The organism is Terrisporobacter vanillatitrophus, assembly GCF_051148895.1.
GTDB classification, from domain to species: Bacteria; Bacillota; Clostridia; order Peptostreptococcales; family Peptostreptococcaceae; genus Terrisporobacter; species Terrisporobacter vanillatitrophus.
Window position 1 is genome coordinate 3,999,607 of sequence record NZ_CP154625.1, and the last position, 16,097, is coordinate 4,015,703.

Consider the following 16,097-nt stretch of genomic DNA (forward strand, 5'->3'; position numbering starts at 1 on the left):
CCTATATAGATTTATAAGCTCTCACATTTCTAAGATCTAATATACTATCTATCATACCTATAAAAGAAATTCCTGTCATTCCAAATATACCTACGCACACTGCACCAATAAATACTTTTTTATCTATGCCATTTCTTAACCATTTTTTTATGAAATAAATGGATACAGATATCCCTTGTATTATAAACATAAAATTAAATACCATCTGTAAATTCAAAAATATTGCATCTGTATATAATGGTGTTTCTATATAAGACAAGCCTAACATTAATAAGTATAATATAAACGAAATAACTATAGCATTTCCCGGCAAATAAAAATTTCTAAATCTTATTTCGCCTAAATCTCCAAATCTCATTTTTTTAAGAGCATATATTTCAACAAAATATATAATTATTGATGAAATTATACCCTTAAAAAATAATATAGTCGGTATTATATTTCTAAATGTATCTATAATATTTTCTGTACTTAACAATTCGATGTTACTTACAGATTGTAACAAACTTTTTTGCGCTTCTATACTTTCATTGAATACTTGAATCATCTCATCCAATATATCAACTCCAAAAGCATATTTTGATATAATATAATGTACTACTATAGAAATCATAAATACTATAGAACCTATAAAAATTGGTTCATATTTATTACTATCTTGTTTACTTAAAACGTTTTTAGCTATAATACCTATAATTGTTCCAGGAGCAATACTGTTTATAAATATATCAACTACATATATAGGTTTACTTAAAAATATTAAAGCCAACAGTGTGATTATTAGTGATATTATATTATTTTTAATATTTGATAACGTTCCAATTAATGCAAAAGGTATTGGTATTAATAATAATATTAAACTTAATTGAGGTACATTTAAGCTTATCACTATTAATATTATAGCTAAAATGACTATCAGTAATACCTTTGATAGTCTTAAATCTTTACTCAACTTATATCACTCCCTATTGTCCATATGTTTTTCTAATTTTGACAAATCTCCAAACCAGGTTTCTATACTATGCTCTTCCTTTATTCCTTCTTTTGCTTTTTCTTTTATTTTATGATCTATTTCATCAAAACTAACGCCTAATCTTTTGCCTAAAAGATAAGACAACATAATTATATTAGCTATTGCATTTTGAAGTCCATCGTCAATAGGTTTTACGCCCTTGAATATTAGATTGAACAGATTACTTATACTCATTAGTATTTCATTTTTTATCCATTCTATTATTTTTACATTTTTTGTAATATCAGAACCTTTTTCTATTCGCACAATCTTCCCCTCCTCAATATATAAACATTATATCATAATTTGCAAGGTAACATACAATGAAAAAAGGAGGGCTTCTACCTTCCTTTTCATAATAATAATACTAAATTATTTATATCTATAATTTCCCAAGTAATAATTTAACCTTTTAGTTCTATGACCTTTCCAAAATCTTTAAAACTATCTTTCTTATTTCCGTAGAACTAATAAAAAAGCCCACCATTGATGAATCAATGGAAGGCATCTTTACTAGTCTAATGTATATGGTAAAAGCGCTATGTTTCTAGCTCTCTTTATTGCTACTGTTAATTCTCTTTGATGTTTAGCACATGTTCCTGATATTCTTCTTGGTAATATTTTACCTCTTTCAGTTACATATTTTTGTAATCTTTGAGTGTTTTTGTAGTCTATTCTAGCGTCTTTAGAAGCACAGAATTGACAAACTTTTCTTTTTTTACGTCTTTTCTTGTTTATCATTTAGAGTCCCCTCCTTTTCTAAAATGGTATTTCGTCATCATCTATTGCTTGGAAACCATTTGGATCTAATCCTTGTGGCGTCTCAAAGTTAGGTTCGAAAGTCGGTTGCGAACCTTGATGACCTTCCCCATATGGGTTTTCAGATCTATTTTTATTGCTCTCTAAAGCTTGTACTGAATTAGCACTTACTTTAGTAAAAGTTCTATTTTCTCCAGATTGTGTTTGATATCTATCAACTCTTAAAGTTCCTTGAACTGCAACTAATCTACCTTTTGAGATATAATTTGCACAAAAGTCGGCTGCTTTTCCCATCACTTCAACAGGAATAAAGTCTGTTTCTTTAGTTCCATCTTTTTTAGTATAGTTTCTATCTATAGCTATTGTAAAGTTAGCAACAGGTGTTCCACTTCCAGGTATATATCTTAATTCTGGATCCTTAGTTAATCTACCAACTAATACTACATGGTTCATAAAAGCACCATCCTATTCATAATAAAACTAGTTAAATGCTAATTAAGCACAAACTATCATATGTCTTATTACGTTTTCGTTTATTTTTAAGTTTCTGTCTAATTCTTTTGGAAGATCAGCAGAAGCTTTGAAGTTTACTAACACGTAGAAACCTTCTGTGAACTTAGCTATTGGGTAAGCTAATTTCTTGTTTCCCCAAGTGTCAACTTTTTCAACTTCGCCATTAGCTGAGATTACTTCTTGAACTTTGTTCATTACTGCTTCTTTAACTTCGTCTTCAGCGTTTGGTCTTACAACGTAAACTAATTCATAATTTTTCATTAAATTTCACCTCCCTTTGGACTTAACGGCTCCACTTTTGCAGAGCAGAGAAATGAGAATAAATTCTCATACTTATGTATTTTATCACTTCTAATAAGCTCTGTCAAACTATTTATATCTAATTTTACTTTGTATAATTTAATAATAGTTTTATATTTATTTAATATTTAAAAATTTTATTTATTTTATTCAATTTATGTATATTTTTATTGCTTCTGATAAATAATACAAGTATATATAGCCCCCATAACTTAAATATATTTCATCCCAATCTCCCAAATGGATAGCTTAATAGCTATCCATTTTAAATTAAAAACGGACAAAGAAAACCTTTGCCCATTTTTTAGTATTAACCCATTTTCTAAGTTTTATACAAATTATTTATTTGTAGCTAACTCTTTTTCTTCGTTCTTAGCTAATTCTTCTCTTAATACTTCTCCCATTCTCTTTATACCTTCTACTATTTTTTCTTCAGGCATATTTGAATAGTTAAGTCTACAAGTATTATATACTCCACCATTCGGATAGAATGACTCACCTGGAACGTATGCTACATTTTTCTCTAAACATTTTTTAGCCATTTCACCAGCGTTAATTCCTTTTGGGAATGTGACCCAAGTGAATAGTCCTCCTTGTGGATGTGTAAACTCAACACAATCTGGGAATTCTTCTTTCATAGTTTGTAACATTATATCTCTACGCTTAACATAACATGCTTTTATTTTTTCAACATGCTCGTCTAAGTCATAAATGTCCATAAATTTATTTACTTCCATTTGACTTATTGTAGATGCTTGTAAATCAGCTCCTTGCTTACAAATATTATATTTAGCTAGTATTTCTGGAGCAGCGCAAGTCCATCCTAATCTATATCCTGGACAGAATATTTTTGAGAAAGTTCCAAGATAAATTACCAATCCCTTAGTATCTAGTGATTTTAGAGATGGTAAACTTTCTCCATCAAATCTTAATTCCCCATATGGATTGTCTTCTATCACAGGTATTTCATATTTATTTACTATTTCCATAAATTTAAGACGTCTTTCTAATGGCCATGTTCTACCTGATGGATTTTGGAAATCTGGTATTACATAAATCATTTTAACTTTATCATTAGAAGCCAAAACTTTTTCTAAGTCTTCCATTATCATGCCATCATTATCAGTATCAATTTCAATAAACTCTGGCTCATAAGCTTTCATTGCATTTAGTGCACCCATATAAGATGGACTTTCGCATAAAATTACATCACCTTTGTCTATAAATGTTTTTCCTGAAAAATCAAGACCTTGTTGAGACCCACTAGTCATTAATATATCATCTGGACCTACATTTGTTTTAAGCGTGTTGTTCATTCTGTCTGCAATTTTTTGTCTTAATGGAAGATAACCTTCTGTTGAAGTATACTGTAATGCTGTTCTTCCTTGTTCTTCTAATACTGCTACAGAAACTTTTTTCATTTCTTCCACTGGAAATAATTCTGGAGCAGGCATCCCACCTGCGAAAGATATTACCTCTGGTCTAGCTGTAAGTTTTAATAACTCACGTATAGCTGACCCTTCAATTTTGCTCATTCTGTCTGCAAATCTAACTGCCATGTTAAAGCACCCCCTATATATTACCTAATCATCTATATAAATTTTATTAGGTTACTACAACTGTTTAACTAAAACCTTCCTACTTACTTACAATTTTCTTTATTCTTTTTTCTAAAGTTTGTCTATCTAACATAATCAATCTTTTACAGTTAGTGCATTTAATCTTTATATCCATACCTACTCTAACTATTTCAAATTGTTTACATCCACAAGCATGTTGTTTTTTTAGTTCTACTATGTCACCTAAATTAAGATCCATTGGCATAGACAATCAACCTCCTTACTAATTTAGATTTTGCTTTTGTTGCATTACTTTTTATGATATTCAATAAGTCCCCCAACATATTAAACACCATACTTTTTATATTTTCAGTTGAAAATCAATAGATACAATACTACTTTTTATAATAAATATTTTAAGAAGTAGTATCAATATGAACATTAATAGTCGCTTTGCCTTAATTATTTTAGTGGATTGAAATGAATTAAGACTGATAGTATTATTTATTTTAATAAAATTATTTAACCTTATTGCTTCAGCCTTTAAATAAAAAGTCTTTTATTTATTCTATGTAGATATAATTATAGTAATAAATTACTTCAATACCATAATTATACCAATTGAGAATACAAATGTAAATTTGTTATTATCATATTTTAAATAATCATAACAATAAAAAGCTTTTCCACAGCAATATTTAATATTATATAATATCTAACTCTTTATATATAATAACACCTTTTTGATAACATTCTAATTCTTTTTCTTTTGATATACTAGAATATAACCTTCCTAATTCAATATATAAGCTAGCTAGTATTTTCTTATTTTCTAAACCTTTTGCAATATCTATACACTTGTTTAAATAATCTATTGATGCTTCTACTTCATCTTTATTCTTATACATATCAGAATAGAATTTTAACGACTTATACTCATAGTATTTATCTTTATTTTTGATAGATGAAACTAAAGCTAATTTACAATATCTTTGAGCCATATCATATTCTCCTCTTTTTACATAAGAGTCAATCATATTAAACAAGCTTTCCATCATATATTGATTTTCATCTCTCTTTGTAATATCATACACCTTTTGAGAATATTCTAAGTGCTTATCTATGTCTCCCATTTCGGAATAAATCTTACTCATAGACAAATATACTTTAGCTAATCTATTTTTATTTTCTTCTTTTTCTATTATTTCTAATGCCTTGTTAAAGCATTCTTTAGATTCTGAATATTTCCCAACATTTAATAAGTTTTTAGCTTTTAATACTAAAATGTTTACCTCTTCTTTTATACAGTCTTCATTATCTATTCGATCGATTTTTTCCATAAATTCTAGTGATTTTTGTGGTTGATTCAATTTCATATAACACTCGGAGATCTTACTGTATAACTCCTTATATATGTCTGCATCTTCTATATTACTTTCGTCTAGAACCTCTTTTGCAAACATAAAACGAGTTAGGGCTCCCTTGTAGAATTTATCTATCATATATATATTTCCTATATTAACATAACAATTATATATATCATCTTTATCTTCATTTTTTATAAAATAATATAGTGCTTTTTCGTAATAATATACTGCACAAGTATAATCTTCTTTTTTGCAATTAATCTCAGCTAGTAAGTTATTACATTTACCGTAGCTTTCATTTAACTTGTACTCTTTACATATATCTATAATTTCTTTTATTTGCTCTTCTGCCTTTTCTAGCTCATCACATTTAATATAAATTTCACTTTTTAGTATAAGATTATCTGTTATTTTTTTAGATTGCATCTCTTTTGTTTCTAATAAATAATCTACACTTACTCCTAATTTATTCGACAAATATTCCAACAACTCATAACTTGTATGTGATTTGTCTCTTTCAATATGACTTATCTGAGCAGCTGTAATTCTATCTCCAGCTAATTCCTTTAATGTCATATTTTGTTCTTTTCTAAGCTTTTTTATTTTTTCCCCTAAACTTAATATATTCATTATATTATTTACTTCCCCCCTTTTTTTTAAGTTATTCTCATTTTATAATATAATTATAACTTATATTTACATTAAAAACATCACTAAAATATTCCTTTTCCTAATTATATTTTTTGTGTATAAATATTTAATATTATAAAAAATGCATTAAATATTTAAATTTAATTATAAATTTTTTCATAAAACTTATGGTTTTTTAACATATAAAAGAAGGTATAAATTTAATTAATACCTTCTTTTATATCTATTAATCTTCATCCATCATTATGGACAATATATCATTCAATTCTTCTTCATTATTGTATACTATTTCTATTTTACCTTTTTTCTTGCCCTTTGATATATTTACCTGTGTTCCAAATATATTGGAGAGTTTTTCTTCTGCATCAATTATATAAATATCTTTTTGCTTTTCTTCTGATTTCTTAACTTCTTTGCTAGAAATAATTTTTTTAGCTATTTCTTCTACTACTCTAACAGATAAATCATCTGTAACTATTTTGTTAGCTATTTCTAATTGTTGATCATGATTTTCTATTCTAAGTAATGCTTTTCCATGACCTGGTGTTATTTTTCCATTTTCAATCATTCTAATTACTTTTTTCTGTAAATTTAGCAATCTTAAAGTATTTGTAATATGAGGTCTACTTTTTCCAACTGCCTCTGATAGCTCTTCTTGAGTGACCTTGTAATTCTCTATTAAACTTTTATAGGCTAAAGCTTCTTCTATAGCATTTAAATCTTCCCTTTGTAAGTTTTCTATAAGAGCAATTTCCATTATATCTTTAACCGGTATATCCTTAATTACCGCTGGTATTTCTTCTTTTCCTGCCATAATAGATGCTCTGTATCTTCTCTCACCTGCTATAATCATATAATTATTTTCATCTGTAGGTTTTAAAACTATCGGTTGCAGTACTCCTACATTTTTTATAGAATCAGATAAGGCTTTTATTCTTTCTTCATCAAATTCTTTTCTTGGTTGGTTTTTGTTAGGTCGTATATTGCTCAATTTTATTTGTACAATCTCTTTTTTATCAACCTCGTCATTTATTTCAGGAATTAAAGCGCTAAGACCTTTTCCTAATCTTTTACTTCTTCTAGGTGTATTATCCATACTATATTACATCCTCCTCTAATTCAATAAATTCTTCTGCTAACTCTTTATATGCTAATGTTCCCCTACATTTTGAATCATAATAAATCACCGGTTTTCCATAGCTTGGTGCCTCAGCAAGTCTTACATTTCTAGGAATTAATGTAGTATATACACTCCCTTTGAAGTATTTTTTTACTTCTTCAACAACCTGAATAGATAAATTTGCTCTTCCATCAAACATGCTAAGAACTACACCTTGTATTTCAATCTTAGGATTTAATCTATTTTTTACTAATTTATATGTTGACATTAGTTGACTAACACCTTCTAATGCATAATATTCACATTGTATAGGTATTAAAACACTATCAACTGCAGTCAATGAGTTTATAGTAAGCATGCCTAAAGAAGGAGGACAGTCTATAAAAATATAATCATATTCATCTTTGATTTTTTCTATACTATCCCTTAATTTATACTCTCGATCACTTTCATTCGCCAACTCTATTTCTGCCCCAGCCAACTCACTAGCTGATGCTATAATCTGTATATTATCAAATTCTGTGTCAATAATAGCTTCTCTTATATCTAAACCATCTATTATAACTTCATATATAGTATTTTCTACAGTATTTTTATCAATTCCATAACCACTAGTAGTATTCCCTTGGGGATCCATGTCTAAAACTAACACTTTTTTCCCTAATTGTCCTAAACTTGCACTTAAGTTAACATTAGTTGTTGTCTTTCCTACTCCACCTTTTTGATTAAAAATTGCTACAGATTTTCCCATAAAGACTTCCCCCTTTTCTTGTTTTAAAAAAAGATTACTGCTAAGCAGTAACCCCTTATTTTTTAGGAATTTTGACTACAACTTCCATGTAATCTCCCTTATCTATTTCATTATACTTTGCTTCAATTCCTGTATTCTTTATGGCATCATATGCTTGTTTTAATGTATTAAGATATATTCTAATACCTACTGAGCATTTTATATTCTGTTTCTTTTCAGGTTCACTCTCTGCTTTTAAAGCTTCTAATGTATCATTTATTAATTTTTCTGTTTTCTTAACTGTAAGCTCTTGTTTAACTACTTTTTGAATAATTTCCATCATTAGTTCTTCATTAGGTAACTTAAGCAATGCTCTCGCATGTCTTTCAGTCAAGCCATTCTCAACAAGATATTGCTTTACGTTATCAGGAAGCTTTAGTATCCTAAGCTTATTAGCTATGGTTGATTGGTTTTTGCCTAATTTTCCAGCCAACTGTTGTTGAGTAAAATTATGTTCTTTTATTAAATTCTCATATCCTAGAGATTCCTCTATAAAATTCAAATCTTCTCTTTGTAAATTTTCTAATAAAGCTAGAACTGCAGAATATTGATCTGACATATTATTTATTATTGCTGGTATAGTTTTTAGCTCAGCTAACTTTGCTGCTCTTAGCCTTCTTTCCCCCGCAACTAACTCATATCCATCTTCTTTTTGTCTAACAGTAATTGGTTGAAGTATTCCGTACTCTTTTATAGACTTACTTAATTCTTCTAATGCATTGATTGAAAATACTTTTCTTGGTTGATATGGATTAGGAATTATTTTATCAACTGGTATCTCTTTAACTATTTTTTCTTCCATAACATCCCTCTCTTATTGATAAATATATTTTTACTGCAATTTATGTAAATTTATTTTGATTTTCTACTCACAAAGAGAAATTATTTCCCTTTATGAGTATTTATTTCTTCATTTAATATTATTTTCCTTCTATATTTCTCTATATTATTTATTTTATAGGATTTTTAGATGGTTTGCCTGCTTTTCTTGGATATTTTGATGGGGTATTCTTAATTTTTTTGAATACTAATATATTATGATTTAATTCTAAATCTGGTAACTTAATATCTATTTTTTCAACAAATTCTATTCCCAAAGCTTCCATAGCTAATTTAGACTCTTCTAGTTCTAAATTAGCATTTGGTCCTTTTAAGCATATGAAATATCCCCCAACTTTTACAAACGGAACACAAAATTCCATTAATATTGGTAGCCCAGCAACGGCTCTTGCTGTAGCAACATCAAATTTTTCTCTGTATTCTTCACTTTTGCCAAAATCTTCAGCTCTACCATGAATAAACTCTATCCCTTTTAAATTTAATTCACTTGCAACTTCTTGTAAAAAGCTTATTCTTTTATTTAGTGAGTCTAACAAAGTTAAGTTTAAATTATCTAAACAAATTTTTAGTGGCATACCTGGGAAACCTGCTCCAGTACCCACATCTATTAGCGATGTATCATCATTTATATAATTATTCGTTACAGCAGATATAGAGTCTAAGAAGTGCTTTATGTACACTTCTCTTTCTTCTTCTATACCTGTTAAATTCATTACTTTATTCCATTCAACTAATATTTTTCTATATTTTTTTAAGTTTTGAAGTTTTTCATCAGTTACTTCTAAACCAAAGCCTTCTATACCTGATTTTAATACTTCTAGGTTATTCATTGTTTCCTCCTCTAGTTTTTCTCATTTGTTCTAAATAAATAAGTAAAACTGATATATCTGCAGGAGAAACACCTGAAATACGAGAAGCTTGTCCTATAGATACAGGTTTTATAGCATCTAGTTTTTGTCTAGCTTCTAATCTTAAACCCTCTATTGAAGAATAATTTATATCTTCAGGAAGTTTTCTATTTTCTAATTTTTTAAATTGATCTATTTGCTTTAATTGTTTGTCTATATAACCTTCGTATTTTGACATAATTACACATTGTTCTTTAATATCATCAGATACTTCTTCTCCAGCATCTTTTCCTATTTGTTCTAAAATACTGTAAGTTACTTCTGGACGTTTTAGGAATTCGTATAATGATAAACCTAATTTTATCTCTGAACCACCAACTTCAGCAAGTATATGGTTAACTTCTTTTGGAGTTACTCTTTCTGTTTTTAATCTTTCTAATTCCTTTTCAACTTCTGATTTTTTAGCAAGATATCTGATGTATCTCTCTTCTTTAACAAGACCTATATCATGACCTTTTTCAGTAAGTCTTCTATCTGCATTATCTTGTCTTAAGTATAATCTATACTCTGCTCTGGAAGTCATCATTCTATATGGTTCATTAGTTCCTTTAGTTACTAAATCATCTATAAGAACGCCTATATATCCTTCTGATCTATCTAATATAAAAGGTTCTTTTCCTTCAATTTTTAATGCAGCATTTATACCTGCTATAAGACCTTGAGCTGCTGCTTCTTCATATCCTGATGTACCATTAAATTGCCCTGCACTGTATAAGTTTTCTGTTACTTTTATTTCTAAAGTAGCTTTCAACTGTGTAGGGTCTATACAGTCATACTCAATCGCATAAGCAGGTCTCATTATTTGAGCATTTTCAAGACCTCTCATTGATTTATATATTTGAACTTGTACTTCAAAAGGCAAACTTGTTGATATACCTTGGATATACATTTCTTTAGTATCTAATCCTTCCGGCTCAATAAATGTTTGATGTGATTCTTTATCACTGAATCTTACAACTTTATCTTCTATTGATGGACAGTATCTAGCCCCAGTAGCATTCACTTTCCCACTGTACATAGCCGATCTTTCAATATTATCCATTATAACCTTGTGTGTATCTGTATTTGTTCTTGCTAAATAACAAGGTGCTTGATCTATCTGTAAATTTTCACTCATAAATGAGAATGGCGTTATTCTTTCATCTCCCTCTTGAATCTCCATTTGAGAGAAATCTATACTATCCTTATGAATTCTAGCAGGCGTACCTGTTTTGAATCTTCTCATATTTAAACCTAAATCAATTAATTTATCTGTTAAAGAAGCTGCATATCCTAATCCATTAGGACCTTCTTTAAATGTTCCTTCACCTATATAAATTAATGAATTTAAATAAACTCCAGTTGCAAGTATAACTGCTTTGGCATTATAAGCACACCCTAATTTAGTTACTACTCCTGTTACAACTTTTCCATCATGAAGTATATCTACAACTTCATCCATAGCTATATCCAAGTTTGACTCGTTTTCAAGAGTTTTTTTCATTTCTGTGTGATATTTAAACTTATCTGCTTGTGCTCTTAAAGAATGTACAGCTGGTCCTTTTGCTGTATTTAACATTCTACTTTGTATAAATGTCTTGTCTATATTTATACCCATTTCTCCACCAAGAGCATCTATTTCTTTAACTAATTGTCCTTTACCTGTTCCACCTATAGATGGGTTACATGGCATCATTCCAATTGAGTCTAGTGTTAATGTTATTATTAGTGTTTTATGACCCATTCTTGCTGTAGCTAATGCTGCTTCACAACCAGCATGTCCTGCTCCAACAACAATTACATCATAACTTCCTGCATTATATGTTTGCATGATTTCTCCTTTCTTAAACAATGTTTCACGTTAAACATTAATATCTTATTAATCGTTTCATTTATAAAGTAACTTTATTTTATTTATTTTCCAATACAAAAGTTTGCAAATATAGTATCTAGTAAATCTTCCTGTACAGTATCTCCATTTATATATCCCAAATAGTTCCATATATTCTTAAAATCAACTTCTATGAAATCATATGGTAACCTTTGGTCTATTCCATCTATAGCATCATTTATAGCATTGTATGCTTTTAGTAATGCATCTTTATGCCTAGAGTTTGTAATCACTACACTTGAATTACTTCTTACATCTCCTTTAAATACCATAGATTCAATCTTGTTGTGAACCTGTTCGATACCTTCATTCTTTAATGCTGATATTTTTATTATACTATCCTTGTCAACATATTTAGCTATTTGTTCCTCTGACACAACTTGATTAAGATCATTTTTGTTTAATAAAACAATAGTCTTTTTATCTACTGCTTGTTCTAATATTTCTTTGTCTTCTTGTGACAATTCCTTTGAACCATCTATTACGATTATTACTAAGTCTGCTGAATTAAATGATTCTCTAGATCTTTCTACACCTATTTTTTCAACTATATCTTCTGTTTCTCTTATACCTGCTGTATCAACAATTTTTAAAGGAATTCCCTTTATATTAACGAACTCTTCTATTACATCTCTTGTTGTTCCAGCTATTTCAGTAACTATGGCTCTATTTTCTCCTAAAATATAGTTTAGTAATGATGATTTTCCTACATTTGGTTTACCAACTATAACTGTTTTTAGTCCGTCTCTTAAAACTTTTCCACTTTCAGCTGAGTCATACAATGATTTTATTTCACTTCTTAATCCTTGTGCACTCTCAGTAAGCATTGCATAAGTTATTTCTTCAACATCTTCTTCACCAAAATCTATGGAAACTGTTAAATGTGCTAAAACTTCCGTAACTTTAAATCTTAATTCTTTTATTTTATTAGCTAATGAACCATTTAAATGGCTTTGAGCTACCTCTTGAGCTTTATCTGTTTTTGCCTTAATTACATCAATTACAGCTTCTGCTTGAGATAAATCTATTCTTCCATTCAAGAATGCTCTCTTTGTAAACTCACCTTCATCTGCAAGTCTTACGTCTTTACTTAATATTAATTCTAATATTTTTTTTACAGAAATAAATCCACCGTGGCAATTTATTTCTATTACATCTTCTGCTGTATAAGAATTAGGTCCTTTCATGAAAGCAAGTAACACTTCATCTATTTTTTTATTGCCATCTAATATATGTCCATATATTAGAGTACGAGCATTATAGTCTGTTATATCTTTTCCTGATACAGACTTAAATATCTCCTGTGCTACTGTAAGAGCCTTACTTCCACTAATTCTTATTATGCCTATTCCACCCTCTCCTGGTGCTGTTGCAATTGCTGCTATAGTATCATCTATAAACATAATATCACCTCTATAATTAATCTATTTTAAATTCTTAACTAATAATTAAAATTATAATCTTAATTTTATCATTATATTAAATAAATTACAAAAATTAAACCCCCTAAATAGTTAGGAGGTTTGAATTTTGTCATTTATCTTTTATATTCAATCACTAGTCTTCTATATGGATCTGTTCCTTCACTATAAGTAATTACATACTTATCGTTTTGTAAAGCCGAATGAACTATTCTTCTTTCATAAGGATTCATATAGTCTAATTTTTTTGTTCTTCTAGTTTTTGCTACTTCACGAGCAACTTTTCTAGCATATCTAACTAATGATTCTTCTCTTTTATTTCTATAATTTTCTATATCAACTAATACTCTCATATGAGAATCTTTGTTGATTTTATTTAAAGCTAGTCCAGTTAAAAATTGTACTGCGTCAAGAGTTTCTCCTCTTCTTCCAATTAAACAAGTAGCTTCTTTTCCTTCAATGCTAATTTTAATTAAATTATCCTCTTGAGTGGCATTAACTTTAGCATTTATCTTAGAATTTAATAGAATATTTTCTATAAATTCTCTAGCAACTTCTATTTCTTCTTTTTTTATTACTGTTACTTCGTATATTCCTTCTTTAGCACCTAGGAGTCTTAGAAACCCCTTAGAAGGATTTTGAATAACCTTTACTTCAATGTCTTTTTCTTCAACACCTAATTCCAGTAATGCTGACTGAACGGCTTCTTCTTTAGTCTTACTTTTTATTTCTATCTTTTTTGTTTGACTTTTCATCGTTGTTAGGTTTTCCTGATTTTTCATCTTTAACTTCTGCCTCCTTAGAATCAGCCAGTTTAGCTTTTAAAGGACTTGTTATTAATTGATATTGAGCTATAGAGAACAAGTTACTTGTTATCCAATATATTGCAAGACCTGCTTGGAAAGTATATCCCCAGAATAATGACATTGCTGCCATTACATATGTCATACTTTTCATCATATTTTCAGTTTGCTCATCTCCAGTAGTCATCATTTTTTGCATGAAGTAAGCACTTATACCTGAAAGTAATGCTAGACTGATACTTCCTGTTGCAGAAATATCTTTGATCCATAAGAAACCTGCTTGCGCTGCTTGTGCTGCCACATCTGCATTCGTAAATACACCATAACGTACAGGGTTTTTTAATACATTAAATAGTCCTATTAAAATAGGCATTTGTATTAATAATGGCAAACAACCAGCTAGTGGATTAATCTTTGCTTCTTTATAAATCTTCATTAGCTCTTCTTGCTGTTTTTCTGGCTTATTTTTATATTTTTCTTGAATTTCCTTTATTTTAGGTTGGATGTCTTGCATTGCTTTTTGAGATTTTATTTGTTTTACCATTAAAGGAACTAATAATAATCTTACAAATAGCGTAAATACAACTATAGACAATCCATAATTATTCACAAACTCAAAAATAACTCTAAGTATATGACCTAATACATTACTTATAATACTCAATTGTATACCTCCTATTAGTACGCTTATTTTAGAGGATCGTATCCTCCTGGATGAAATGGATGACACTTTAAAACCCTTTTTATTGACAAATACATACCTTTAAACAATCCATATTTCTTGAAAGCTTCTATTGCGTATTGAGAACAAGTAGGATAAAACCTACAGGTAGGTCCCTTCAAAGGAGATATATACTTTTGGTAAAATCTTATCAAGTAAATACATAACTTCGATAAGCATGTATTTATTCCCTTCCATATATATACTATTTTATTCAACAATTTTAACCTCCATAAAACAGACGTTATTAAATATGTATAGTTTTAAAATAAATTTGCCTTTTTAATCAAATGCTTCATTGCTTTTTCAATGTCAGTATACTCAGCATCCTTTATGGCAACTCTAGCTATAAATACTATGTCATAACCAGATTTTACATTACCATCTATATTTAACCTATACGATTCTTTTATTCTTCTTCTAGCTTTATTTCGCACATTGGCCTTACCTACTTTTTTTGAAACGGATATACCAACACGATTATTGTCAGACTTATTTGGAAGCGTATACATAACTAATAATCTATTTGCAATAGACTTTCCATACTTATAAACTTTCCTAAAATCTGAATCTTTTTTTAAGCCTTGTGTTTCTTTAAAGTTCATATTAATATCCTCCGTAAACACAGCTATGTAATAAATTACATAAAAAGGCCACTATTAAAGCGGCCTTTTTAATTATTAATGAGTTAATCTATTTCTTCCTTTAGATCTTCTTCTTTTTAAAACATTTCTTCCGTTAGAAGTTTTCATTCTTTTTCTGAATCCATGCTCTTTTTTTCTTTGTCTCTTTTTTGGCTGATAAGTTCTTTTCATTATATTGCACCGCCTTTCACAATTTTTTTCCGTTTATAAAAATAATAACTTTACTGTCAAAGTAAACATAACACATATTATTATAAATCCTTTTATATTTGTTGTCAACGTGTTTTGTAGCCATTAAATCTTAAATTAACCTTAGTTTTTTATTGTTTAATTTTTAAATCTTAAAATTCATAGTTTCCAAAAATATATATATTATTACTACATATATAAGGTAATTTCTTTATTTTTCTATTGTTGAATAAATTATTCACAGTACGACATAATTGTGGATAATTTGTTCAGAACATATTGAAGTTTGACATATATTCTGATATTATAAATATACTTGTTGATAATGTTAATAATAAATACTAACATATTAAACTTATACACAATCTGTGGATTAAATTGTGAATAAGTTTTCATATCTTAGACAATAATTGAGTAAATGAAAAGTTTTACTATATATTTTACTATTTATAAGTTTATATACATCCTGTTTATATCTTTTAAATTATTTTTGATAATTTTATTTATTAAAATATTATCCACATTTTATCCCAAAGTTAAAGTTTATATTTTTTATCCACTTATCTTTCGTCAATTTTTGTTAATAACTTTGTGGAAAATGTTAATTATTTAGTTCGGAGGTTTATACTT

19 protein-coding genes are annotated in these 16,097 nt (G+C 28.5%); all 19 read right to left on the reverse strand.

Annotated features, from left to right (window positions below; translation table 11 throughout):
* Position 1: 1 nt before the first annotated feature.
* Entirely contained in the window at positions 2-952 is a 951-nt protein-coding gene (locus TVTCOM_RS19560; protein ID WP_434797873.1) for a DUF2232 domain-containing protein, read from the reverse strand.
* A gap of 6 nt (positions 953-958) precedes the next feature.
* Complete coding sequence (locus TVTCOM_RS19565; RefSeq protein ID WP_434797874.1) at positions 959-1,279, reverse strand: MazG-like family protein; 321 nt, start codon at positions 1,277-1,279, stop codon at positions 959-961.
* Positions 1,280-1,525: 246 nt separating this feature from the next.
* Positions 1,526-1,753 (reverse strand): 30S ribosomal protein S18, encoded by a 228-nt coding sequence (gene rpsR, locus TVTCOM_RS19570; RefSeq protein WP_018590090.1) that lies wholly within the window; start codon positions 1,751-1,753, stop codon positions 1,526-1,528.
* Positions 1,754-1,771: 18 nt separating this feature from the next.
* Complete coding sequence (ssb, locus tag TVTCOM_RS19575) at positions 1,772-2,224, reverse strand: single-stranded DNA-binding protein (protein ID WP_434797875.1); 453 nt, start codon at positions 2,222-2,224, stop codon at positions 1,772-1,774.
* A 42-nt stretch (positions 2,225-2,266) separates the two neighbouring features.
* Positions 2,267-2,545: a 30S ribosomal protein S6 gene (gene rpsF, locus TVTCOM_RS19580; RefSeq protein WP_074920230.1), complete on the reverse strand. Its 279-nt coding sequence runs from the start codon at positions 2,543-2,545 to the stop codon at positions 2,267-2,269.
* Between the two features lie 377 nt (positions 2,546-2,922).
* Positions 2,923-4,143, reverse strand: coding sequence for a PLP-dependent aminotransferase family protein (locus TVTCOM_RS19585; RefSeq protein WP_434797876.1), 1,221 nt, complete (start codon positions 4,141-4,143; stop codon positions 2,923-2,925).
* A 79-nt stretch (positions 4,144-4,222) separates the two neighbouring features.
* Positions 4,223-4,408, reverse strand: coding sequence for a DUF951 domain-containing protein (locus TVTCOM_RS19590; RefSeq protein ID WP_018590086.1), 186 nt, complete (start codon positions 4,406-4,408; stop codon positions 4,223-4,225).
* A gap of 439 nt (positions 4,409-4,847) precedes the next feature.
* On the reverse strand, positions 4,848-6,140 hold the full coding sequence (locus TVTCOM_RS19595; RefSeq protein ID WP_434797877.1) for a tetratricopeptide repeat protein: 1,293 nt from the start codon (positions 6,138-6,140) through the stop codon (positions 4,848-4,850).
* Positions 6,141-6,387: 247 nt separating this feature from the next.
* Positions 6,388-7,257 (reverse strand): ParB/RepB/Spo0J family partition protein, encoded by an 870-nt coding sequence (locus tag TVTCOM_RS19600; RefSeq protein WP_434797878.1) that lies wholly within the window; start codon positions 7,255-7,257, stop codon positions 6,388-6,390.
* Between the two features lies 1 nt (position 7,258).
* Positions 7,259-8,032 (reverse strand): ParA family protein, encoded by a 774-nt coding sequence (locus tag TVTCOM_RS19605; protein ID WP_434797879.1) that lies wholly within the window; start codon positions 8,030-8,032, stop codon positions 7,259-7,261.
* Between the two features lie 55 nt (positions 8,033-8,087).
* The gene (noc, locus tag TVTCOM_RS19610; protein WP_434797880.1) at positions 8,088-8,873 is read right to left on the reverse strand and encodes a nucleoid occlusion protein; all 786 of its coding nucleotides are present in this window, start codon (positions 8,871-8,873) and stop codon (positions 8,088-8,090) included.
* A gap of 148 nt (positions 8,874-9,021) precedes the next feature.
* Positions 9,022-9,741, reverse strand: coding sequence for a 16S rRNA (guanine(527)-N(7))-methyltransferase RsmG (gene rsmG / locus TVTCOM_RS19615; protein ID WP_434797881.1), 720 nt, complete (start codon positions 9,739-9,741; stop codon positions 9,022-9,024).
* Positions 9,734-11,629 carry a tRNA uridine-5-carboxymethylaminomethyl(34) synthesis enzyme MnmG gene (gene mnmG, locus TVTCOM_RS19620; RefSeq protein WP_434797882.1) on the reverse strand — a complete coding sequence of 632 codons (1,896 nt, stop codon included), beginning with the start codon at positions 11,627-11,629 and terminating at the stop codon, positions 9,734-9,736. Before mnmG ends, rsmG begins: the two co-directional genes overlap by 8 nt.
* An 83-nt stretch (positions 11,630-11,712) precedes the next feature.
* On the reverse strand, positions 11,713-13,092 hold the full coding sequence (mnmE, locus tag TVTCOM_RS19625) for a tRNA uridine-5-carboxymethylaminomethyl(34) synthesis GTPase MnmE (protein ID WP_434797883.1): 1,380 nt from the start codon (positions 13,090-13,092) through the stop codon (positions 11,713-11,715).
* Between the two features lie 134 nt (positions 13,093-13,226).
* Positions 13,227-13,865 (reverse strand): RNA-binding cell elongation regulator Jag/EloR, encoded by a 639-nt coding sequence (gene jag / locus TVTCOM_RS19630; RefSeq protein WP_434797884.1) that lies wholly within the window; start codon positions 13,863-13,865, stop codon positions 13,227-13,229.
* Positions 13,828-14,577 carry a YidC/Oxa1 family membrane protein insertase gene (locus TVTCOM_RS19635; protein ID WP_434797885.1) on the reverse strand — a complete coding sequence of 250 codons (750 nt, stop codon included), beginning with the start codon at positions 14,575-14,577 and terminating at the stop codon, positions 13,828-13,830. The genes jag and TVTCOM_RS19635 overlap by 38 nt, the downstream gene beginning before the upstream one ends.
* A 23-nt stretch (positions 14,578-14,600) precedes the next feature.
* Positions 14,601-14,852, reverse strand: a complete 252-nt coding sequence (gene yidD, locus TVTCOM_RS19640) for a membrane protein insertion efficiency factor YidD (protein WP_434797886.1) — start codon at positions 14,850-14,852, stop codon at positions 14,601-14,603.
* A 45-nt stretch (positions 14,853-14,897) separates the two neighbouring features.
* Positions 14,898-15,239 carry a ribonuclease P protein component gene (gene rnpA / locus TVTCOM_RS19645; protein ID WP_434797887.1) on the reverse strand — a complete coding sequence of 114 codons (342 nt, stop codon included), beginning with the start codon at positions 15,237-15,239 and terminating at the stop codon, positions 14,898-14,900.
* A 75-nt stretch (positions 15,240-15,314) separates the two neighbouring features.
* Entirely contained in the window at positions 15,315-15,449 is a 135-nt protein-coding gene (gene rpmH, locus TVTCOM_RS19650; protein ID WP_039679955.1) for a 50S ribosomal protein L34, read from the reverse strand.
* Positions 15,450-16,097 lie beyond the last annotated feature (648 nt).